The following is a 21,359-nucleotide window of genomic DNA, read 5'->3' as shown; positions in this document are numbered from 1 at the left end:
CTACGGGCCTCGGCGGACCGCGCAGAGCAGCCCGTCGTCGGTGGGCAGCAGGACGGGCGCGAACGCCTTGCTCTCGCGGACCGCGCGCATCAGCTCGCGCAGCCGCACGGCCTCGGTGTCCTGATGGGCCGCGTCGAGCGTGCGGCCCTGGGCGAAGGTCCCCTCGAAGCAGACCAGCCCGCCCGGACGCAGCAGGCGCAACGATTCGCCGAGGTAGTCCAGGTACTCGAGACGGTCCCCGTCGCAGAAGACGAGGTCGTACCCGCCGTCCGCCAGCCGCGGCAGGACCTCCAGCGCGCGGCCGGGGATGAACCGGGCGCGGTTGGCGGCGAAGCCGGCGTCCCGGTAGGCCTCGCGGGCCAGTTGCTGGCGGTCGGGTTCCGAATCGACGGTGGTCAGCACGCCGTCCGGCCGCATCCCGAGCAGCAGATGGATGCCGGACACACCGGTGCCGGTGCCGATCTCGACGACGGCCTTGGCGTCGGAGGCGGCGGCGAGCAGCCGCAGCGTCGCGCCGGTTCCGGGGGACACAGGGCGCAGACCGGACTCGTGGGCGCGCCGCCGGGCTCGTATCAGCGCGTCGTCTTCGGCGACGAAGGCGTCGGCGAACGCCCAGCTCGCCTGCCGGTTGCCGGTAATGGCCCTCTCCCTGTCCCCGTCGGTGTTGCGGCCCGCCCGGCGACTGTATCCTCCCCCAGCTACCGCTGGGTGGGACCCCCGAGCCGGGAACCTGCTGATGGGACTGCGCGTTAGTAGGGCGGGACCGAGAACGTGCGGTACGCGGGAAGTGCCTCCGTGCAGCCGCCCCGACCAGGTCCCCGGCGAGACAGCGCACTTATCCGGAGCTAACGGGCGAGGTGGATATGGTAGTGGCTCTACTGGAGACCACCAGAGCCGACAGGGGAGGTGCGGCTGCGGCCGGTGATCGGGGAGTGCTCCGGCATATTCTCAGGTCCTCCGGACAGCCGAAATCCGTGACCAACACTGCTGACCGTTCACGCAACGACGTACCCGCCAACGCGACTTTCGCCACCGACGGGGAGAACCAGGCGTGGACGCCTCCTTCCTGGGAGGAGATCGTCAGCACGCACAGTGCCCGCGTCTACCGCCTGGCGTACCGCCTGACGGGCAACCAGCACGATGCCGAGGACCTCACACAAGAAGTCTTCGTCCGTGTCTTCCGTTCCCTGTCCACGTACACGCCCGGCACCTTCGAGGGCTGGCTGCACCGCATCACCACCAATCTCTTCCTGGACATGGTGCGGAGACGTCAGCGGATCAGGTTCGACGCGCTCGGCGACGACGCGGCGGAGCGGCTCCCGAGCCGTGAGCCGTCCCCCGCACAGCACTTCAACGACACGCACTTCGACGCGGACGTCCAGCAGGCGCTGGACACCCTCGCGCCGGAGTTCCGCGCCGCCGTCGTGCTCTGTGACATCGAGGGGCTGTCGTACGAGGAGATCGCCGCCACCCTCGGCGTGAAGCTCGGCACGGTCCGGAGCCGGATCCACCGCGGCCGTTCCCACCTGCGCAAGGCTCTTGAGCACCGTTCCCCCGCGGCCCGACCGGGCCGTGCGCTGGCCGCCGCCGTACCGAAACCGGGCCTGGAGGGCGGGAGAGCGTGAGCAGTAGCGGTACCGGCCGGCAACACGTCGCATCTGCCGAGCAGCATCTCGGCGATCGGCTCGCCGCGTTCGTCGACGGCGAGTTGCCCGATGACACCCGGGACCGGGTGCTCGCGCATCTGGTGACGTGTCCCCAGTGCAAGACAGCCGCCGATGAGCAGCGCCGGCTGAAGAACGTCGTGGCGACCACGGCGCCGCCGACCCTGTCCGCGGGCCTGCTGGCCCGGCTCCAGGGACTGCCGGGCGGTGGCGACGACGAGGGAAGAGGCCCGTTCGACGGCGGCCTCTTCAGTGCTGATGTGTTCGGGCAGAGCGCGGCGGAGGAGTTCTCCTTCCTGTCCCCTGGTCCCGATCTCGCCGCACCGACCGATGTGCGGTCCCGCGGTTTCCGGATCCATGAGGTCGAGCGTTCGGCGTCCTCGCCCGGTTCGGCCTCGCGCGGCCGGCGGTTCGCCTTCGCGGCGGCCGGCGCGTTCTCGATGGCGGCCATCGCGCTCGGCGGTGCGCTCCCGATGGACGCGTCGATCGACAGCGGCGCCCCGCGCCCCGAGGAACAGGGCCCCGCGGTCGCCCCGCTCAGCGGCGTCAACTCGGTCTCCGACCTCAAACCGCTCCGCAACGACCTGGTGAACTCGGCGGAGGACCGCTATCTGCGGCATCCCCCGCTGGCGGGCGCCACGCCGGCCTCGGTGACCCGTCCGCTGATGGCGTCCGTGCCGGTCACCAAGCCCGCACCGACCGCCTCGCTGACCCCGGCGGCCACTCCAGGACCTGCCGTACACCGCTGACCCGCACGGCTGAGGCCATCCGGCCGTGTGGCACTTGCGGACTTCCGCATACCGCCCGCAGGCTCGAAGAATGAGCGATGAGGCGGACCGGCCGCAGTGGTGGAGTCGCCCGTCGGGCCCGGTGCCCGGCGCGGGCGGCGCGGAGGCGGCAGGACCCGCCCCGGACGAGGCGTTCCCCGACCCGTACCTGCTCAACCGCATGTCCGGCGGCGCCGCCGAGCCCGCTCCCTGGCACGGTCCCGGCACCCCGGCCCGCGCCCGTCGCGGACGGGCGGCCCCGCTGATCGCGGGCGCCGCGCTGGTGGCGCTGCTCGCCGGCGGGATCGGCGGAGCGGCCGGCGTCTACGCCGAACGGCACAGTGCCCAGGACGGCGATCAGGTGACACTGCCCCAGGTCTCCGAGGGCAGCGCCGACCGGGCGGGCGACAGCGTCGCGGGGATCGCGGCCAGGACCCTGCCGGGCGTCGTCTACATCCATGTGAAGGGCGCCGCGGGCGAGGACACCGGCACCGGGTTCGTGCTGGACGCCAAGGGCCACATCCTCACCAACAACCATGTGGTCGGCGCCGCCGGCAAGGGTGCCGACATCCAGGTCACCTTCAACGGCGGCCAGCTGAGCAAGGCGAAGGTGGTCGGGGTGGACAGCGGCTACGACCTCGCCGTCATCGAGGTCAGCGGGGTGTCCGGGCTGCGGCCGCTCACCCTCGGCAACTCCGATTCGGTGCGGGTCGGCGATCCGGTGGTCGCCATCGGCGCCCCGTACGGCCTCGAAGGCACCGTCACCGCGGGCATCATCAGCGCCACCCGCAGGCCGATCACCGCCGGCGGCGCCACCGACGGCACCGACGTCAGCTATGTGGACGCGCTGCAGACCGACGCACCGATCAACCCCGGCAACTCCGGCGGCCCGCTCGTCGACGGGCAGGGGAGGGTGATCGGGATCAACAGCGCGATCCGGGCGGCCGACGACGGCGGCCCGGCCGGCGGCCAGGGCGGCAGCATCGGCCTCGGCTTCGCCATCCCGGCCAACCAGGCGAAACGGGTCGCAGAGGAGCTGATCAACACCGGTAAGGCCACCCACCCGGTGATCGGGGTGACCGTCGACATGACCTACGAGGGGGACGGCGCCCGGGTCGGCGGCAAGGCGGGCACCACCGCGGTGACCCCCGGCGGTCCCGGCGACCAGGCCGGCATCGAGGCCGGTGACGTCATCACGGCGGTCGACGGCGAGCGGGTGCACCGCGGCGAGGAGCTGATCGTCAAGATCCGCAGCCACCGACCGGGTGACCACCTCACACTCACCCTGGTGCGCGCCGGAACGGAGCGTACGGTCGAGCTGACCTTGGGTTCGGCCACCGGGGGCTGACCCTTTACCCGGTGTCGACGTAGTGTTGGCCCAAGCCACTCCCGCGCTGCCCGCGCGGCCAGGTACGGTAAGTCGACCCGGACCCTGCCCACCCGGCTGTGGACGTCCCAAGGAGCTGCAAGGTGTTCTTCGACATAGGCCCGATGGAGATGATCGCGCTTGTCATCCTTGCGGTGCTCGTCTTCGGCCCGGACAAGCTGCCGAAGGTCATCCAGGACACGATGTCGTTCATCCGAAAGGTGCGGGCCTTCTCGGACAGCGCCAAGGAGGACATCCGCAAGGAGCTGGGGCCCGAGTTCAAGGACTTCGAGTTCGAGGATCTGAACCCCAAGACGTACATCCGCAAGAACATCCTGGAGAACGAAGAGCTCGGTCTGCAGGATCTGCGCAACGGTTTCGACTTCCGCAAGGAGATGGCCGAGGTCACGGATGCCGTGAACGGCACCGACACCACGGCCGCGGCCGCCGCCGGCGCCGCGGGTGCCGCCACGAGCACCCCGGACCGGCTCCGCAAGCGCGAGACGCTGGACAAGGACGAGCCCCCGCCGTTCGATTCCGACGCGACCTGAGTCAACCTGTTTGTCCCGTTCCACCCCTTGGGGTGGCTATTCTCCATGTGTCCGCCATCACCGTGCGCCGTTTTGGCCTCCGGGCCCGGCTCCGGTCCGGCAAGATGGCGGAGCCCAAAAGGGCATGGAGGAGGCGCCACCCCGATGGAGACGAAGACCGGCACAGCGGATCGAGCGGTCGACGGCTACTTGATGGCCGACTTCCCGTGGTACGGGCTGGACGAGGCGTTCACCGGACGCCGCTGGCTGACCGCGGTCGGCACCAGCGCGGACGGAACCGTGGAGCACGGCTCGATAGGGCATGGCGACGAACCGTCCATCAAGGCGGAGACCACCGACCCCCAGGCCCAGCGGTTCGCCGTGGTCGTGACGGTCGCCCGGCGTCCCGGCCGGCGCAGCTCGGACGGCACCGGCGTACTGGAGGCCACCTCGGTGTCCTCGGCGGCCTGGCTGGCGGGCTCCGGCCTGCTGTCCTGCACCTGGCCCAGCCATATGGAACGCGCACTGCGCCAGGACTGGCTCGACCAGCAGATCGCGACCGCCTGGGACCTCGCCGACGATCTGGCCGGCCCCCACTGGTCGACCCTGACGCTCCCGGTGGACGGCGAGCCCACCACGTTCCACTACCGGGAGTCCGCGTACGGCTGGGTCCTGGCGGGCTCCGCGCGCGGCGCCCACCTGGGCGCGTACGGGCGCGGCATGAGCGCGTACGGGCTGGGACTGGCCGTGGTGAAGGACATCACCTCGTACGACGGCTGACGGCCGGCATGACGGTGCCCCCGACCGCACTGCGGCCGGGGGCACCGTCATGAACTCAGAACTTGTTCCGCGGGGTGATCCCCAGCGACATACCCGCCAGGCCGCGGGCCCGACCGCCGAGCTTGCCGGCGATCGCCTTGAGGGCGAGCGCCGCGGCGGAGTCCGGGTGGCTCAGGACGACCGGGCGGCCGTCGTCGCCGCCCTCGCGCAGCCGTACGTCGATCGGGATCTGGCCCAGCACCGGCACCGTCGCGCCCGTGGTCCTGGTCAGGCCCTCGGCGACCCGCTCGCCGCCGCCGCTGCCGAAGACGTCGACGATCTCGTCGCAGTGCGGGCACGGCATCCCGGACATGTTCTCCACGACGCCGACGATCTTCTGGTGGGTCTGCACCGCGATGGACCCGGCGCGCTCCGCGACCTCGGCGGCCGCCTGCTGAGGCGTCGTCACCACGAGGATCTCGGCGTTCGGGACGAGCTGCGCGACGGAGATCGCGATGTCGCCGGTGCCCGGCGGCAGGTCCAGCAGCAGGACGTCCAGGTCGCCCCAGTACACATCGGCGAGGAACTGCTGCAGCGCGCGGTGCAGCATCGGGCCGCGCCACACCACGGGCGCGTTGCCCGGGGTGAACATGCCGATCGAGATGACCTTCACCCCGTGCGACGACGGCGGCATGATCATGTTCTCGACCTGCGTCGGCCGGCCCTCGACACCGAGCATGCGCGGTACCGAGTGGCCGTAGATGTCCGCGTCCACGACGCCGACCTTGAGGCCGTCGGCGGCCATCGCCGCCGCCAGGTTCACCGTCACCGAGGACTTGCCGACGCCGCCCTTGCCGGAGGCGACCGCGTAGACCCGGGTCAGCGAGCCGGGCTGGGCGAAGGGCACCTCGCGCTCGGCGGTGCCGCCGCGCAGATTGCCGGCGAGCTCCTTGCGCTGCTCGTCGCTCATGACGTCCAGCTCGACGGTGACACCGGTGACGCCCGGTACCCCTTCGACTGCCGTGGTGACATTCGTGGTGATCGTCTCGCGCATCGGGCAGCCCGACACCGTCAGATAGACGGCGACCTTCACGGTGCCGTCGTCCGCGATGTCCACGGATTTGACCATGCCGAGATCAGTGATCGGCTTGTGGATCTCCGGGTCGTTCACCGTCGCGAGCGCCGCGCGCACGGCGTCGGCGGTCGGAGCGGATCCGTGAATGTCGGTAGCCATACGGTCGATGGTACGGCGCTCACCGGTCGGTTCCGGCGTCGCCTTCGTCACGCCGCTCTTCCAGTTCCTTCAGCAGATCCTGGAGCTCGGAACGGATCCAGTCGCGGGTGGCGACCTCCCCGAGGTTCATCCGCAGCGACGCCACCTCCCGCGTCAGGTATTCGGTGTCGGCGATGCTGCGCTCGTTCTGTTTGCGGTCCTGCTCGTGGGTGACGCGGTCCCTGTCGTCCTGCCGGTTCTGCGCGAGCAGGATCAGCGGGGCCGCGTACGACGCCTGGAGCGAGAGCATCAGGGTCAGGAAGATGAAGGGGTACTGGTCCCAGCGCATCGAGTCCGGAGCGAAGACGTTCCACAGCACCCACAGGATGATGAGGACCGTCATCCAGACGATGAAGCGCCCGGTGCCCAGGAAGCGCGCGATCCGCTCCGAGAACCGGCCGAACTCCTCCGGGTCGTAGGCCGGCAGCAGCCGCCGCCGGGTCGGGCGGGGCTGGTCCAGGCGGACCCGGTGCCGCGGCGCGGCGGTGGAGCCGCCCGGTGTCTTCGCGCGCTCGCGCTCCACGTCAGCGGGCATCGGCGGGCCTGTTCTCGTCCGGGCGGGCCTCACCGACGTGGTACGCGCCGGCCGCGCCGTGCAGCTCGGTCTCGCGCCAGTCGTCGGGCAGCAGGTGGTCCAGCACGTCGTCGACCGTCACCGCGCCGAGCAGCGATCCGCTCTCGTCCACGACGGGTGCCGAGATCAGGTTGTACGTGGCGAGGTAGCTGGTCACCGCGGACAGCGGGGTGCCGGGCGGCAGCGGCAGCAGGTCGGTGTCGACGATGGAGCCGACCAGGGTGAAGGGCGGGTCGCGCAGCAGCCGCTGGAAGTGCACCAGACCCAGGTACTTGCCGGTCGGGGTCTCGTCGGGCGGCCGGCAGACATAGACCTGGGCGGCGAGCGCGGGGGACAGGTCGGGGTTGCGGACCCGGGCGAGCGCGTCGGCGATCGTCGCGTCGGGCCGCAGCACGATGGGCTCGGTGGTCATCAGGCCGCCGGCCGTGCGCTCCTCGTAGGAGAGCAGCCGGCGCACATCGGCCGCGTCCTGCGGCTGCATCAGCGTGAGCAGGCGCTCCTGGTCGACCTCGGGCAGCTCGGAGAGCAGGTCGGCCGCGTCGTCCGGGTCCATCGCCTCCAGGACGTCGGCCGCGCGCTCCTCCTTGAGCTTGCCGAGGATCTCCACCTGGTCGTCGTCCGGCAGCTCCTCCAGGACGTCGGCGAGCCGGTCGTCGTCCAGGGCGGCGGCGACCTCGCCGCGGCGCTTGGGCGACAGGTGGTGCAGCACGTTCGCGAGGTCGGCGGGGCGCAGCCGCTCGAACGTGGCGAGCAGGTTCTCGGCGCCCTGTCCGTGCTCCTCCAGGGAGAAGCCGGTCACGGCGGACCAGTCCAGGGTCAGCGTCTCGCCGCGCCTGCGCAGCGCACCGCCCTTGCCCCGGCGGACGAAGACCTTGTCGATCTCCCAGTCGCGGCGGGCTGGCAGCTGCACCATCGAGATGTCCAGCACCGTCACCTCCTCGCCGGTCGCGACGATCCTGACCCGCCGGTCGAGCAGTTCGCCGAGGACCAGGGTCTCGGTCGGCCGCTGCTCGAAGCGCCGCATGTTGACGACGCCGGTGGTGATCACCTGGCCGGACTCGACGCCGGTCACCCGGGTCATCGGCAGGAAGATCCGCCGCCGGCTGACCACCTCGACGACCAGCCCGAGCACCCGCGGCGGCTTCCCGCCGACCCGCAGCATGACGACAAGGTCCCGGACCCGGCCGACCTGGTCGCCGCCCGGGTCGAAGACCGCGACACCGGAGATGTGGGAGATGAACACGCGCGGGGCACCTGCGGCCATGCGGTGCCTCCTGGCGTCGTGCGGGTCACGGTTCGTCGCTGTCAGGCTAACCCGCTCGGATCTTGGCTGCCGCACGGTGCTGCTCCGCGGGGCGGCGGGCGACCCCGGGCAGGCACCGGGCAGGCACCGGGCAGGCACCAGGCAGGCACCGGGCAGGCCCTGGCAGGCCACAGGCTCCAGGTCGCCCGTGGAATGGTGCGGTCCGGGTCTCGGCAGGGAGCTGTACGCTGCGGTAGCTTCGGGTCTCCCCACCACCGTTCCCCTGCCGCTGGAGGAAGAGAACACGTGTTTCCCGGCCGCCGATCCGTTGTTCTAGTCGGGGCGCTGTGCGCCGGACTGACCCTCGCCGGCTGCGGCGACCCGGACGCCGGGACCAACGGGGTCGCCAAACTGCCCCCCAAGACGATCGAGCAGCGAGCCCGCGACGCCGCCGCCGCGGCACAGACCGTCCGGCTGTCCGGCACCGTGGTCAGCAAGGGGAAGACGTACAAGCTCGACATGCGGCTGCGCGGCAACGGCGGCGTCGGCGACGTCTCGACGCAGAGCAGCACGTTCCAGCTGCTGCGGGTCGACGACGACCTGTATTTGAAGGCGGGCGCCGACTTCTACGGTGACGCCGGCTCCGACAAGAACAGCCAGGCCGCCGCGGCGAAGCTGAAGGACAAGTACGTCAAGGTGCCGGCGGGCGACCCCGCCTACCAGCAGTTCAGTGGCTTCACGGACAAGAAGGTGCTGCTCGACGCGCTCTTCGCGCTCAACGGCGAGCTGTCCACCGGCGACCACCGCAAGGTCAACGGCACCCGCACCATCGCCCTCGCCGCGGACGGCGGCGGAGGCGGCACCCTCGACGTCTCCCTGGAGGGCAGCCCCTACCCGCTGCGGTACGAACGCGCGGGCGGCTCCGGCACCCTCACGCTCGCCGACTGGGGCAAGGACTTCGCCCTCGCGGCGCCGGACGCCGCCCATGTCGTCGACTACGGCAAGTCCGTGACGGGCACCTCGGGCGGCTGACGCCGCCCCGGCCGTACGATCCGGGTACTACCGTCAGCCGCGCTTCCTGCGGCGGGCCAGCAGCCGCGGCAGCGCCTCCGGCATCGGCTGCCGGGTCGTGGCGGGCGACGGAACGGGGCCGGCCGCACCCGAGCCGTCCGGCATGGTGCCGGGCTGCTCGCTCGGCGGTCCTGACGGTACGAGCCGCAGCACCTGGCACTCACGCGCCCAGCGCACGGTCATCGTCTCGGCGTCCGGTGCGTTCAGCCGCTTGCCCTTGAGCTCCTCGACGGCGGCGGTCCACCCGTCGCTGTCGGGGACGAGCGCGGAGACGGTGGCGGGCCACGCGACCAGCCGGCCGCCCTTGTCCTTGCTGCGCACCGTCACGACCGCGGTGCCGCCGTCGGTCAGCCCGCCGAGCGGCTGCTCCCCGGGGCCGCCGCCGACCACGCACATCGCGCCGTCCACCCAGGCGTGCCACACCGCCTGCGGCGGGCGGCCGGTCGGGGCCTGGACCCAGACCAGGCCGGACTTCTTGGTGGCCTCCTCGACGAGGGCGGTCTGTTCGGCGGTTTCCGTCATGGGGCTCACCTTATTCGGTGCGCCCTTCCCCGCGGCGTGCTCCGCGGCGTTCCCTGCGGCCCTCCAGGCGGGTCCAAGCGCTGGACGACAGGAGCATGCTCTTGTCACGGCCCTTACGCTGGTCGGAGACCCTGTTCCGACCGAGGAGAACCCGTGTCCGCCGAGCCGCGCACCGTCGCCCCGCCAGTCGCCGTGCCCCCCGCGGCAGCGGTCGCGCACCGGCCGCTGGACCTGACGCTGCTGGCCGTCGCCATCGCCGGCGTCTCGTTCTCCGCGCCGCTGATCGCGGCGACCGCCGCCCCGGCGCTGGCCATCGCGTTCTGGCGGAACGCCATGGCGATCGGGGTGCTCACCCCGTTCGTGCTGCGCAGCAACCTCGGCGAGCTGCGCCGGATGGGCCGCCGCTCGCTGCTGCTGTCGGTGGCGGCGGGCGCGACGCTCGCACTGCACTTCGGCCTGTGGCTGCCGAGTCTGTCGATGACGTCGGTCGCGACCTCGACCGCGCTGTGCACCACGACCCCGATCTGGACCACGATCATCCTGCGGATACGCGGCCACCGGCCGCCCCGCATGGTGTGGGCGGGCACCCTGCTGGCCGTGGTCGGCGTCATCATCCTGACCGGTATCGACATGTCGACCGACACCCGCGCGCTGGCCGGTGACGCGCTCGCGCTGGGCGCGGGCATGGCGGCGGCCGCGTACGTCCTGCTGGGCGCCGAGGTCCGCAGGACCGCCAGCACCACCGCGTACACCTACATCTGCTACTCGACGACCGCGGTCGCGCTGCTCGTCGCGTGCCTGGTCTCCGGCGCCTCGCTGGGCGGGTACAGCGGTGAGACCTGGCTGAAGCTCGTCGCGCTCACCGTCGCCGCGCAGCTGCTGGGCCACTCGCTGCTGAACCGGGTGGTGCACGGGCTCGGCCCGTCCACCACCTCGACCGCGATCCTGCTGGAGACACCGGGCGCGGCCCTCATCGCGGCACTCTGGCTCGGCCAGACCCCGCCGGCGATGGCCTACCCGGCGCTCGGAGTGATCCTCGCCGGCCTGGCACTGGTGATCCTGGCGGACCGGAAGGCCGGCCCGGTGCCGGCAGACCTGCCGGCGACGCCCGGGGGAGCCTGACCACCACCACTGCCGGCAGCGGCCACCTACAGCCAGCCGTTCCGGCGGAATCCGCGGTGGATGCTGAAGCAGATGGCGACTGTCGCGCACAGGACCATCGGGTAGCCGTAGCGCCAGTGCAGCTCCGGCATGTGGTCGAAGTTCATGCCGTACACCCCGGTGATCATCGTCGGGACGGCGAGGATGGCCGCCCATGCGGTGATCTTGCGCATGTCCTCGTTCTGCGCGACGGTCGCCTGCGCCAGGTTCGCCTGCAGGATCGAGTTGAGCAGATCGTCGAAGCCGACCACCTGCTCGTGGACCCGCGCCACGTGGTCGGCGACATCGCGGAAGTACTTCTGGATCTCGGGGTCGATCAGCCGCATCGGCCGCTCGCTGAGCAGCTGCATCGGCCGCAGCAGCGGTGAGACGGCGCGCTTGAACTCCAGTACCTCGCGCTTGAGCTGGTAGATCCGGCCGGCGTCGCCACCGCGCGCGGACTTGCCCTGCGCGGCGGAGAAGACGTCGATCTCCACGTCGTCGATGTCGTCCTGCACGGCCTCGGTGACGGCGAGATAGTCGTCGACCACCTGGTCGGCGATGGCGTGCAGCACGGCCGAGGGGCCCTTGGCGAGCAGCTCGGGGTCCTCCTCCAGCCGGTGCCGCAGCGCGCGCAGCGAGCCGTGGCCGCCGTGCCGGACGGTGATGACGAAGTGCCGGCCGGTGAAGACCATGACCTCGCCGCTCTCCACGACCTCGCTGGTCGCGGTGAGTTCGGTGTGCTCGACGTACCTGATGGTCTTGAAGACGGTGAACAGGATGTCGTCGTAGCGCTCCAGCTTGGGGCGCTGGTGGGCGTGCACGGCGTCCTCGACGGCCAGCGGGTGCAGCCCGAACACCTCGGCGATGCCGGCGAACTCCTGCTCCGTGGGCTCGTGCAGACCGATCCAGACGAAGCCCTCGCTGCGGCTGCCGGTGCGCACCTTCTCCAGCGCGACGGCCGGGTCGATGTGGTCGCTGCAGCGCGCGCCGTCGCGGTAGACGGCGCAGTCCACGACCGCGCTCGTCGCGCTCGGCGTACGGGTCGCGCCGTAGTCGTATGAAACGGCGCTCTTGCGCAGGGAGGGACGGACCACTGCACGCAGGTCACGGATCATCGACATGGCAAGCTCCTTCACGGACTGGCCGACGGCACGGAAGCCGCACTGAAATGCTGATCAAGGCAGGGTGATCACAAGGCAGTTCAGGGCGCTCTTCCGGCGCGATGCCCGCGGCGGGCGCGGATCCATGGGGAAGTGAGAACTTCCGTGTTTCCCGGCGACGGTGCTGGGTATGGAACGCGAAGACTCAGCCGGCGAGGCGGCGGAAGGAAGAGCGGGCAGGACTGCAAGGTCGACTATGATCCATGTCAACCCCACCTCCTCCGGCCGATCCCCGCTGAGGGATGACGTATACCCATGGCAGCGCCGGACTTCACGGCGGGCCAACGCCCCACCTTAGCAAGCGCCCGGAGCGCTCCTGCCCGGCTTTGCCTGTTCCATACGGTTCCCCTACCTGTCGCGGGCACGGCGGACCTATGCTCCGCGGTATGGGCGATCTTCTTCAGCTGGTCGAGGCGCGACTGCACTCGGCGTTCGGTGAGCGGCACAGCAGGGCGGCGGTGACCTTCCTCGGCACCGACCGTATCGAGGTGCTGCGCTTCGTCGACGGCGATGTGCTGCGCTACGCGACGCTCGGCATGTCGCGGCAGCCGATGAGCGATCCCCTCGCCACCGTCGCCGACCCGCTGCGCGGCCCGCGCGCCGAACTGGTGCTGTCCGTACGGGCCGGGCTCGCCCCCGTGGACCAGGTGCTGCGGCCGCTCGCCGTGCTCGCCGCCTCGCCCCAGGTCGAGGGCGTCGTGGTGGCTCCCGGCGCCTCGCTGGACGTCGGCGGACCGCTGTGGACCGGCGCGCCGTTCTCCGCCGTGCTGGTCGCGGAGCCCGGCGGCCTGGTCGAGGACCTCGGCCTGGACGAACCGCTGGACCCGGTCCGGTTCTTCCCCGTGCTGCCGATGACACCGAACGAGGCGGCCTGGAAGCGCGTCCACGGCGGCGCCGCGCTGCAGGAACGCTGGCTGAAGTACGGCACGGATCTGCGCGACCCGCTGCGGGCGTCGGTACCGCTCACCGACTGACCCGGCCGACCCGTCCGGACCCGCCCGTCGTACGTCCCGCCGCACGTTCCGTCCCCACAAGTCCCGCCCCTGGAGCCCGTCCCGCCGTGCGTACGGCTGATCCCTCGACGCCGGACGGGTGATCGTCCTTGACGCGGGCACGTCGCGGGAGGACCGTTGGGCTCTATGAGGGGCGAACCCAGTTGCCCGAAGTGTGGTGGCCGGGTGCGAGCGCCCGGCCTCTTCGCCGATGCCTGGCAGTGCGGCGTGCACGGGACCGTGTATCCGCTCCAGCCGGTCGTCCCGCCGAGCGTCGAGGCGCTCGGGGTGGTGGTGCACCGCGCGAAGGTACCGGTGTGGATGCCCTGGCCGCTGCCGGTCGGCTGGCTGTTCTCCGGGGTGGCCTCCGCGGGCGACGACCGCAGCGGCGGGCGGGCGACCGCCGTGGCCTGCTCCGGTCCCGGGCCGCTCGGCGGCCCCGGTGAGCTGCTGCTGATCGCCGAGGAACTGGGTGTGGGCCTCGGAGCGCGCTACGCGGGCATCCAGGGACCCGATCCCGGCCCCTCGATGTGTGTGGACCGGTCCCCGCACACCAAGGTGCTGGCCGCGGGCCGGCCCACCCCGCTGTGGCATGTGGAGGACGCGCCCGGTGACCGGGCGGTCTTCGCGGGCGAGGCGCTCGGGCTGTGGCTCTGGGCGATCGTGTGGCCCGAGCAGTCCGGGCTGATGATGTACGACGAGCTGGTGCTCACCGATCTGCGGGACGCGGGGGCGGAAGTCGACCTGCTGTCGTGCGGTGCGCTGTCTCCCCGGCTGCTCTCCTGAGATTCGCAGGTTCCCCGGCCCGCTATCCTTATTTTCCGAAAGCCTGTGCCGTATACCGCCTAGCGCCGTTGGGAGCCGTGCCGTGCGCATCGACCTGCACACCCACTCCACGGCCTCGGACGGTACGGACACCCCCGCCGAGCTGGTGCGCAACGCCGCCGCCGAGGGTCTCGACGTCGTGGCGATCACCGACCACGACACGGTCGGCGGCCATGACGAGGCCGCCAAGGCGCTGTACGACCTCGGGTCGCCGCTGACGCTGGTGACCGGCGCGGAGCTGTCCTGCAAGGTCGACGGCATCAGCATGCACATGCTGGCGTACCTCTTCGACCCCGTGGAGCCCGAGCTGTTCCGGGAGCGCGAGCTCGTACGGGACGACCGGGTGCCGCGTGCGCGGGCCATGGTCGGCAAGCTCCAGGAGCTCGGCGTCCCGGTCACTTGGGAGCAGGTCGCCGCGATCGCCGGTGACGGCTCCGTGGGCCGGCCGCACATCGCGACCGCGCTCGTCGACCTCGGCGTCGTGGACACCGTCTCGGACGCGTTCACGGACCGGTGGCTGGCCAACGACGGCCGCGCGTACGTCGGGAAGCACGAGTTCGACCCCTTCGACGCCGTACGCCTGGTGAAGGCGGCCGGCGGGGTCACCGTCTTCGCGCACCCGGGCGCCCACAAGCGCGGCGAGACCGTTCCGGAGCGCGTCATAGCCGCTCTGGCGGCGGCCGGACTCGACGGCATCGAGGTGGACCACATGGACCACGACGAGGCCAGCCGGGCCCGGCTGCGCGGCTTCGCCGCCGAGACGGGGCTGCTCGCCACCGGCTCCAGCGACTACCACGGCAGCCGCAAGGCCTGTCGGCTCGGGGAGTTCGTCACCGACCCCGAGGTGTACCGGGAGATCGCGCGCAGGGCGACCGGCGCGGTCCCGATCAGCGCCGTCTAGCGCTCCTCCCGCCCCCCGGCGGCCCCGGCGCCCCGCGTCCCGCCGCCTCCTCGCCGCTCGTTCCCGCCGTGCGTCCTGATGCCCCGGCCTCAGACGCCGGCGCCCCGCCCGTTTTGCCGGCCCACCGCGGAAAGCCCCCACTGAAATGCTCGACGTCACCCTCTTCGGGTCGGTCTTTGTCACGCTCTTCGTGATCATGGACCCGCCCGGGATCACCCCGATCTTCCTCGCGCTGACCTCCGGGCGCGCCACCAAGGTGCAGCGCCGGATGGCCTGGCAGGCGGCCTCCGTCGCCTTCGGCGTCATCACCGTCTTCGGCCTCTTCGGCCATCAGATCCTCGACTACCTGCATGTCTCGGTCCCCGCGCTGCGGATCGCCGGCGGTCTGCTGCTGCTGCTCATCGCGCTCGACCTGCTCACCGGCAAGATGGACGAGCCGACCCAGACCAAGGACGTGAACGTCGCGCTGGTGCCGCTGGGGATGCCGCTGCTGGCCGGGCCCGGTGCGATCGTGACCGTGATCCTGGCGGTGCAGAACGCCCACGGCTTCGGCGAGCAGGCGTCGGTGTGGCTGGCGATCGCCGCCATGCACGTCGTGCTGTGGCTGGTCATGCGCTACTCGCTGGCGATCATCCGGCTCATCAAGGAGGGCGGTGTGGTGCTGGTGACCCGGCTGTCCGGGATGCTGCTCTCGGCCATCGCCGTTCAGCAGGTGGCCAACGGGGTGCTGGGGTTCGTGCACGGCGAGGGCTGACCCGGACGGCCCCCGTGGCGCCCACCGGACGCAGAAGCGCCCCTGTACGTCTTGCGTACAGGGGCGCCGTCGTCGAATGCTGTCTCAGATCGCCGGTCGGATGTAGATCCGCTGGCCGATGGCCGCGGCCTGTTGGACGATCTTGTTGACGGCGGCGGCGTCCACGACTGTGCTGTCCACAGCGGTGCCGTTCCGGTCGTCGAGTCGCATGATCTCGAAGCGCATGGTGCTTCTCCCTTCGTCGCACTGTCCATGAGTAGTCAACGAACCCCCTCACTAAAACATTCCCTACGCTAATGAAAACTTTTCCGAGCCTAAGTACTCACGAGTACGGGACAATGGCGGACCTATGGACAACGACAACGCGCTGGCCGCCATGGCCGCCGGTATCGAGCGCACCAACGAGCTCCTGCAGCGGGTCCTGGCCGAAGTCGCCACCACCCCCGCCACCCACGCCGTGTTCGTGGACGCCGGCTACGTCTACGCCGCCGCGGGCCGCCTCGTCGCGGGCACCGAGGACCGGCAGACCTTCGACCTGGACGCCGAGGGCATCATCGAGGCGTTCATCGACAAGGCGCGCTCGCTCTTCCCGGACAGCCGGCTGCTCCGCGTCTACTGGTACGACGGCGCCCGCCGCCGGATCCACACCCGCGAGCAGGAGCGCATCGCCGAACTCCCCGACGTCAAGGTCCGGCTCGGCAACCTCAACGCCAGCCGCCAGCAGAAGGGCGTCGACTCCCTCATCCGCACCGACCTCGAATCGCTCGCCCGGCACCGCGCCATCAGCGACGCGGTCCTCATCGGCGGTGACGAGGACCTGGTGTCCGCCGTCGAGGCGGCCCAGGGCTACGGCGCGCGGGTGCACCTGTGGGGCATCGAGGCCACCGAAGGACGCAACCAGGCGGACCCCCTGCTCTGGGAGGTCGACAGCCAGCGCACCTTCGACCTCGAGTTCTGCAAGCCGTATCTGACCCGGCGACCCGTGCCCGAGTACGGTGACGCGCCGGTGCCCTCGCGGGCGGACGTGCACTTCGTGGGCGCCCGGGTGGCCGGCCAGTGGCTCGCCGTCCGGGGCCGCGACACCCTCGCGGAACTGCTGCCCGGCCGGCCCTATCTGCCGCCGGCCTACGACCAGGAACTGCTCGTCGAAGCCGAGGGATTGCTCGGCATCTCGCTGCGCGCCCACGCCGACCTGCGACGTTCGCTGCGCGACGGCTTCTGGGACCACCTCACCGCCCAGCTCTGACTCCTCACTCGCCCTTCGGGCTCCAGAAATCGATCAGCGCCTCGGCCGTCGCCTCCGGCTGGTCCACATTCGGTGAGTGCTCGGCGCCCTTGATGACCACCCGCCGCGCGCCCAGCCGCAGCGCCATCTCGTCGAGCCACTCCGGCGGCCACGCGTAGTCGACGTCGCCGGAGAGCACCAGCGTGCGGATCGGTACGGCGGCCAGCTCGGCGACCCGGTCGGGCTCCGCGATCAGCTGCTTGCCGGTCGCGATCAGCTGCTCGGGGACATTGCCCATCCAGCGCCGGTACAGGAACTCCGCGATGGCGGGCGGGACGTCCGGCGCGTCGGCGTTCTCCGCGTCCATGTCGCGCATCGCCTGCCAGACCGCCTCCATCCCCATCGCGGGCAGCGCCTCGACGAGCATCCGCGTCCTGGCCTGCTGCTCGGCGTCGATGGCGGCCGGCCCGGAACTCATGATCGTCAGAGACGTCCACGGCGGTGCCGCGTCGATCGCCGCCGCCCGCACGATCAGCCCGCCCAGCGAGTGGCCCAGTACGTGCACCGGACCCGAACCGCCCAGCGCCTCGGTCTGCGCGAGGACGTCGGCGGCCAGTTCGGCCTGGGTGTACGCGATCTCCTCGGGCGGGCCGCCCGTCTCGTGCTGCCCTCTGCCGTCGACCGCGACCACCCGGTAGCCGGCCAGTGCCAGCGGTTCGAGCAGCGCGATGAAGTCCTCTTTGCTCCCGGTGAACCCGGGCACCAGCAGGGCGGTGCCCAGGACCGCCGTTCCGGCGTCCAGCACCGCGAAGTCGCCCCTCGCGGTGGCGAGGCGGTACGCACGGGCCCCTTCGGGCAGCTCCAGTGTCGGCGGTCTGCTCATGCCGTGAGATTACGCGACGCGTGTGTACGACAGGTTGCGGACAGCGACAGAACGCCGACGCCCCCGGTGGAGAACCGGGGGCGTCGGCGTTGCTGGTGGTGCTGTTCCGCTGTGCTGTTCCGCGGGTCGGTCAGCTGTCGGCCGGCTCGGCCTTCGCGGGACGGGTACGACGACGGCGGCGGGCCGGCTTGGCCTCGTCACCCTCGGCGGTGGGAGCCTCGGCCGGAGCGGCCTCGACCATGGTCGCCGGAGCGCCCTCCGCGGCCGGAGCGCCCTCCGCTGCCGGAGCGGCGGCGCGGGTACGGCGACGGCGGCGCGGGGCCGCCTTCGCCTCGCCCTCGGTGTCCGCCACGTCGATGACCGGGGTCACGGCCGCGGCCGCATCCACCGCGACGACGGCGGTCTCACCGGCGACGGTCTCACCGGCACGGGTGCGGGTGCGCTGACGCGGGGTGCGGGTCCGCGGCGGACGCTCCTCGGTCACGGTCGCCGCTGCGGCGACGGCGGGCTTGCGCCCACCGGTCCTGCCGCGGCCACCGGTCTCGCCGAGGTCCTCGACGGTCTCCGCGCCGAGGCCGGCACGGGTCCGATCGGCCCGGGGCAGTATGCCCTTGGTGCCGGCCGGGATGTTGAGCAGCTCGTACAGGTGCGCGGAGGTGGAGTACGTCTCCTCCGGCTCGTCGAACGGCAGGTCCAGCGCCTTGTTGATGAGCTTCCAGCGCGGGATGTCGTCCCAGTCGACCAGCGTGATCGCGATACCGGTCTTGCCGGCGCGGCCGGTGCGGCCGACGCGGTGGAGGTACGTCTTCTCGTCCTCCGGCGACTGGTAGTTGATGACGTGCGTCACACCGTCGACGTCGATACCGCGGGCGGCGACGTCGGTGCAGACCAGCACGTCCACCTTGCCGTTGCGGAACGCGCGCAGGGCCTGCTCACGAGCACCCTGGCCCAGGTCGCCGTGGACCGCGCCGGAGGCGAAGCCGCGCTGGGCGAGCTGGTCGGCGATGTCGGCCGCGGTGCGCTTGGTGCGGCAGAAGATCATCGCGAGGCCACGGCCGTCGGCCTGCAGGATGCGGGAGACGAGCTCCGGCTTGTCCATGGAGTGCGCGCGGAAGATGTGCTGCGTGATGTTCGCGACAGTCGCGCCCTCGTCGTCCGGCGAGGTGGCGCGGATGTGCGTGGGCTGCGACATGTAGCGGCGGGCCAGGTTGATGACCGCGCCCGGCATGGTGGCCGAGAACAGCATCGTCTGGCGCTTCGGCGGCAGCATGGCCATGATCCGCTCGACGTCGGGCAGGAAGCCCAGGTCCAGCATCTCGTCGGCCTCGTCCAGGACGAGGGCGCGCACCGACTTCAGGTTCAGCTTCTTCTGGCCCGCGAGGTCCAGCAGCCGGCCCGGGGTGCCGACGACGATGTCGATGCCCTTCTTGAGGGCCTCGACCTGCGGCTCGTAGGCGCGGCCGCCGTAGATGGCCAGGACGCGCACATTGCGCACCTTGCCGGCGGTCAGCAGGTCGTTGGTGACCTGCTGGCACAGCTCACGGGTGGGGACGACGATCAGGGCCTGCGGCCCGTCGGGGAGGTCCTCGGCCTTGGCGCGGCCGGCCTCGACGTCGGCGGCGACCGTGACGCGCTCCAGCAGCGGCAGGCCGAAGCCCAGCGTCTTGCCGGTGCCGGTCTTGGCCTGGCCGATGATGTCATTGCCCGCCAGGGCGACCGGAAGGGTCATCTCCTGGATCGGGAACGGATTGATGATGCCGACAGCCTCAAGGGCTTCGGCGGTCTCGGAAAGGATTCCGAGGCTGCGGAAAGTCGTGGTGGTCAGGATGCTTGCCTCTTCTGTGAGACGCGGCACTGGGCTGTGAGGGGGGTCGAGCGTCCGCGTCCGGAAAGGAACGCCGGGCGCTGACCGCGCAGGTGTCGTCCAGCCGTGGGTGGCTGAGAAGCGCGGGACCGCTGCCCTCGCACATGCCGCGAGTGGGCCCCTCCTGCTGTCAGGAGGGCGGTCGGTGTAGGAGCCGATCGGGCCACCGACCGGGCATCCAGATACTGCGTACAGTGCACAGGAAATTGCCGAAAATCGGCGGAGTGCATTACCACTCTACCCCGGAAACACGCAGCTGCACCCGATCAAATGTTTCGGCGGGGGCTACGGGGGTGGTCCGGCGGGACCCGGACTTGGCTATTGTGCGCAGCATGGAGACGCCTGACGAGACGACCGCACCTGCCACCGGAATCGCTGCCCTGGACTGGGCCGGAGCTTCCGCGGACCCCCACTACCGGGCCGCGGTGGTGGATCTGCTGGGTGCGCTGGCCTACGGCGAACTGGCCGCGTTCGAACGCCTCGCGGACGACGCGAAGCTCGCGCCGGAGCTTGAGGACAAAGCTCAGCTGGCCGCCATGGCGGCGGCTGAATTCCACCACTTCGAGCGGCTGCGGGACCGGCTTTCCGAGATCGGGGCCTCCGCGAAGGAAGCCATGGAACCCTTCGGCGCCGCGCTGGACGAGTTCCACCGGCAGACCGCTCCGTCGGACTGGCTGGAGGGTCTGGTCAAGGCCTACGTCGGCGACTCGATCGCCTCGGACTTCTACCGCGAGGTCGCGGCGCGGCTCGACACCGACACCCGCACGCTCGTGCTGGCCGTACTGGACGACACCGGCCACGCCAGCTTCGCCGTCGAGAAGGTCCGCGCCGCCATCGAGGCGGACCCGCGGGTCGGCGGCCGGCTCGCGCTGTGGGCGCGGCGGCTGATGGGTGAGGCGCTGTCACAGGCGCAGCGCGTCGTCGCCGACCGGGACGCGCTGTCCACGATGCTCGTCGGGGGAGTGGCCGGCGGTTTCGACCTGGCCGAGGCCGGCCGGATGTTCACCCGGATCACCGAAGCGCACACCAAGCGGATGGCGGCACTCGGGCTGGCTGCCTGACCCTCGCTCAGGCCTGGTCCTCAGCTGTGGTCCTCAGCTGTGGTCCTCAGGCCCGCCCCGCGACCGAGTGGCGGAGAAAGCGCCGGTCGTCAGCGGGGCGGAGGAGCAGGCTGAGCAGCGCCGCCGCGACGAGCGCCGACACCGGGAGCGTCACGGCCGCGTGGCCGGCGCCGAGAACCGTACGGGTGATCAGACCTCCGACCAGGGCCGCGATCGGACCGGTGGCGAGGACGAGGACGCGGGACGGGAAGCGTTCGGGCAAGAAGTGCGTGGCGGCGTAGGCGATGCCCAGACCGAGCGCGGCGAATGCGACTGCTTCCCACATGTACGGGGTCCTTCCCGAGGGGGCCGACCGTTGCATAACGGTCCTACCCCTTCGGGGAGCCGGACAAAACGGAGGGCTCGCACCCGATTACGGTGCGAGCCCTCCGCCGTCGTCACATCGACGCGCCGAAGCCGACCTTCCGGCTGGCGGGCTGGCCGATCTCCACGTACGCGATCTTGGCTGCGGGGATGAGGACCTTGTGGCCCTTCTCGTCCACCAGGCTCAGGAGCGGCGACGCGCCGGAGAGGGCGTCAGCGACGGCCTTCTCGACCTCCTCGGCCGACTGCACGCTCTCGATGCTGATCTCGCGCGGCGCGTGCTGCACGCCGATCTTGACCTCCACGGCTCTGTACCTCCAGGTCTGGCGGTGTGCGCGTCTTCGCGCCGTACGCAGGAAACACTAGCCGGGCTCGGAGGGGTGGAATCCGAAGATGATGAACGCCGGTAGCGAACAGCG

Annotated in this window: 23 protein-coding genes and 1 pseudogene; 13 read left to right on the top strand and 11 right to left on the bottom strand. The window is 71.3% G+C overall.

Going from position 1 to position 21,359, the window contains the following annotated elements:
* A complete protein-coding gene (locus tag C6N31_RS00995; protein WP_244809857.1) occupies window positions 1–639 on the bottom strand; it encodes an O-methyltransferase in 639 nt (212 codons plus the stop codon).
* A 224-nt stretch (window positions 640–863) separates the two neighbouring features.
* Here C6N31_RS00995 and sigE point away from each other — a divergent pair, with 224 nt between their 5' ends.
* The 5 genes and pseudogenes from sigE (at window position 864) to C6N31_RS00970 (ending at window position 5,107) form a co-directional block, all read left to right on the top strand.
* Window positions 864–1,625 (top strand): RNA polymerase sigma factor SigE, encoded by a 762-nt coding sequence (gene sigE, locus C6N31_RS00990; protein ID WP_187145001.1) that lies wholly within the window; start codon window positions 864–866, stop codon window positions 1,623–1,625.
* Window positions 1,622–2,413 carry a zf-HC2 domain-containing protein gene (locus C6N31_RS00985; RefSeq protein ID WP_198357009.1) on the top strand — a complete coding sequence of 264 codons (792 nt, stop codon included), beginning with the start codon at window positions 1,622–1,624 and terminating at the stop codon, window positions 2,411–2,413. Before sigE ends, C6N31_RS00985 begins: the two co-directional genes overlap by 4 nt.
* A gap of 13 nt (window positions 2,414–2,426) precedes the next feature.
* Window positions 2,427–3,779, top strand: a pseudogene (locus tag C6N31_RS00980) (S1C family serine protease); the annotation flags it as partial.
* 122 nt (window positions 3,780–3,901) lie between these two features.
* Entirely contained in the window at window positions 3,902–4,348 is a 447-nt protein-coding gene (locus tag C6N31_RS00975; RefSeq protein ID WP_138351000.1) for a sec-independent translocase, read from the top strand.
* 144 nt (window positions 4,349–4,492) lie between these two features.
* Window positions 4,493–5,107: a hypothetical protein gene (locus C6N31_RS00970; protein WP_138350999.1), complete on the top strand. Its 615-nt coding sequence runs from the start codon at window positions 4,493–4,495 to the stop codon at window positions 5,105–5,107.
* A gap of 55 nt (window positions 5,108–5,162) precedes the next feature.
* Here the strand turns inward: C6N31_RS00970 and C6N31_RS00965 are convergent, their stop codons facing one another.
* From C6N31_RS00965 to C6N31_RS00955, 3 genes are read right to left on the bottom strand one after another with little or no spacing between them, the layout of a single operon-like run.
* Window positions 5,163–6,320 (bottom strand): Mrp/NBP35 family ATP-binding protein, encoded by a 1,158-nt coding sequence (locus tag C6N31_RS00965; protein WP_138350998.1) that lies wholly within the window; start codon window positions 6,318–6,320, stop codon window positions 5,163–5,165.
* Between the two features lie 19 nt (window positions 6,321–6,339).
* The gene (locus C6N31_RS00960; RefSeq protein WP_138350997.1) at window positions 6,340–6,894 is read right to left on the bottom strand and encodes a DUF1003 domain-containing protein; all 555 of its coding nucleotides are present in this window, start codon (window positions 6,892–6,894) and stop codon (window positions 6,340–6,342) included.
* On the bottom strand, window positions 6,884–8,197 hold the full coding sequence (locus C6N31_RS00955) for a magnesium transporter MgtE N-terminal domain-containing protein (protein ID WP_138350996.1): 1,314 nt from the start codon (window positions 8,195–8,197) through the stop codon (window positions 6,884–6,886). Before C6N31_RS00955 ends, C6N31_RS00960 begins: the two co-directional genes overlap by 11 nt.
* A 285-nt stretch (window positions 8,198–8,482) precedes the next feature.
* Here C6N31_RS00955 and C6N31_RS00950 point away from each other — a divergent pair, with 285 nt between their 5' ends.
* On the top strand, window positions 8,483–9,208 hold the full coding sequence (locus tag C6N31_RS00950; protein ID WP_164295276.1) for a hypothetical protein: 726 nt from the start codon (window positions 8,483–8,485) through the stop codon (window positions 9,206–9,208).
* A gap of 33 nt (window positions 9,209–9,241) precedes the next feature.
* Here C6N31_RS00950 and C6N31_RS00945 read toward each other — a convergent pair whose 3' ends face one another.
* On the bottom strand, window positions 9,242–9,769 hold the full coding sequence (locus tag C6N31_RS00945) for a hypothetical protein (RefSeq protein WP_138350994.1): 528 nt from the start codon (window positions 9,767–9,769) through the stop codon (window positions 9,242–9,244).
* Window positions 9,770–9,922: 153 nt separating this feature from the next.
* Between C6N31_RS00945 and C6N31_RS00940 the strand changes: the two genes are divergently transcribed.
* Complete coding sequence (locus C6N31_RS00940) at window positions 9,923–10,891, top strand: DMT family transporter (RefSeq protein ID WP_138350993.1); 969 nt, start codon at window positions 9,923–9,925, stop codon at window positions 10,889–10,891.
* Window positions 10,892–10,917: 26 nt separating this feature from the next.
* On the opposite strand, the gene C6N31_RS00935 is transcribed toward C6N31_RS00940, so the two are convergent.
* On the bottom strand, window positions 10,918–12,033 hold the full coding sequence (locus tag C6N31_RS00935) for a magnesium and cobalt transport protein CorA (RefSeq protein WP_138350992.1): 1,116 nt from the start codon (window positions 12,031–12,033) through the stop codon (window positions 10,918–10,920).
* Between the two features lie 425 nt (window positions 12,034–12,458).
* Here C6N31_RS00935 and C6N31_RS00930 point away from each other — a divergent pair, with 425 nt between their 5' ends.
* From C6N31_RS00930 to C6N31_RS00915, 4 genes are all read left to right on the top strand, one after another.
* Window positions 12,459–13,046 carry a suppressor of fused domain protein gene (locus tag C6N31_RS00930; RefSeq protein ID WP_138350991.1) on the top strand — a complete coding sequence of 196 codons (588 nt, stop codon included), beginning with the start codon at window positions 12,459–12,461 and terminating at the stop codon, window positions 13,044–13,046.
* Window positions 13,047–13,211: 165 nt separating this feature from the next.
* Window positions 13,212–13,850: a DUF6758 family protein gene (locus C6N31_RS00925; protein ID WP_138350990.1), complete on the top strand. Its 639-nt coding sequence runs from the start codon at window positions 13,212–13,214 to the stop codon at window positions 13,848–13,850.
* A gap of 82 nt (window positions 13,851–13,932) precedes the next feature.
* On the top strand, window positions 13,933–14,790 hold the full coding sequence (locus C6N31_RS00920; protein WP_198357007.1) for a PHP domain-containing protein: 858 nt from the start codon (window positions 13,933–13,935) through the stop codon (window positions 14,788–14,790).
* A 145-nt stretch (window positions 14,791–14,935) separates the two neighbouring features.
* The gene (locus C6N31_RS00915) at window positions 14,936–15,544 is read left to right on the top strand and encodes a MarC family protein (RefSeq protein ID WP_138350988.1); all 609 of its coding nucleotides are present in this window, start codon (window positions 14,936–14,938) and stop codon (window positions 15,542–15,544) included.
* Window positions 15,545–15,628: 84 nt separating this feature from the next.
* Here the strand turns inward: C6N31_RS00915 and C6N31_RS00910 are convergent, their stop codons facing one another.
* A complete protein-coding gene (locus C6N31_RS00910) occupies window positions 15,629–15,769 on the bottom strand; it encodes a DUF8834 family protein (protein ID WP_187145002.1) in 141 nt (46 codons plus the stop codon).
* A 124-nt stretch (window positions 15,770–15,893) separates the two neighbouring features.
* Here C6N31_RS00910 and C6N31_RS00905 point away from each other — a divergent pair, with 124 nt between their 5' ends.
* The gene (locus C6N31_RS00905) at window positions 15,894–16,790 is read left to right on the top strand and encodes an NYN domain-containing protein (protein WP_138350987.1); all 897 of its coding nucleotides are present in this window, start codon (window positions 15,894–15,896) and stop codon (window positions 16,788–16,790) included.
* A gap of 4 nt (window positions 16,791–16,794) precedes the next feature.
* Here C6N31_RS00905 and C6N31_RS00900 read toward each other — a convergent pair whose 3' ends face one another.
* A complete protein-coding gene (locus C6N31_RS00900; protein ID WP_198357006.1) occupies window positions 16,795–17,652 on the bottom strand; it encodes an alpha/beta fold hydrolase in 858 nt (285 codons plus the stop codon).
* Window positions 17,653–17,782: 130 nt separating this feature from the next.
* Window positions 17,783–19,381 (bottom strand): DEAD/DEAH box helicase, encoded by a 1,599-nt coding sequence (locus tag C6N31_RS00895; protein WP_417791749.1) that lies wholly within the window; start codon window positions 19,379–19,381, stop codon window positions 17,783–17,785.
* A gap of 458 nt (window positions 19,382–19,839) precedes the next feature.
* Here C6N31_RS00895 and C6N31_RS00890 point away from each other — a divergent pair, with 458 nt between their 5' ends.
* Entirely contained in the window at window positions 19,840–20,577 is a 738-nt protein-coding gene (locus C6N31_RS00890) for a ferritin-like fold-containing protein (protein ID WP_374117421.1), read from the top strand.
* 46 nt (window positions 20,578–20,623) lie between these two features.
* On the opposite strand, the gene C6N31_RS00885 is transcribed toward C6N31_RS00890, so the two are convergent.
* Window positions 20,624–20,902: a hypothetical protein gene (locus C6N31_RS00885; protein ID WP_138350984.1), complete on the bottom strand. Its 279-nt coding sequence runs from the start codon at window positions 20,900–20,902 to the stop codon at window positions 20,624–20,626.
* A 112-nt stretch (window positions 20,903–21,014) separates the two neighbouring features.
* Entirely contained in the window at window positions 21,015–21,245 is a 231-nt protein-coding gene (locus tag C6N31_RS00880) for a DUF3107 domain-containing protein (protein WP_138350983.1), read from the bottom strand.
* Window positions 21,246–21,359: the final 114 nt, after the last annotated feature.

This window comes from Streptomyces fildesensis (assembly GCF_016107395.1).
Taxonomy (GTDB): Bacteria; Actinomycetota; Actinomycetes; order Streptomycetales; family Streptomycetaceae; genus Actinacidiphila; species Actinacidiphila fildesensis.
Note: the sequence above shows the minus strand (reverse complement) of the source record. Positions and strands in the feature narration are given on the sequence as shown.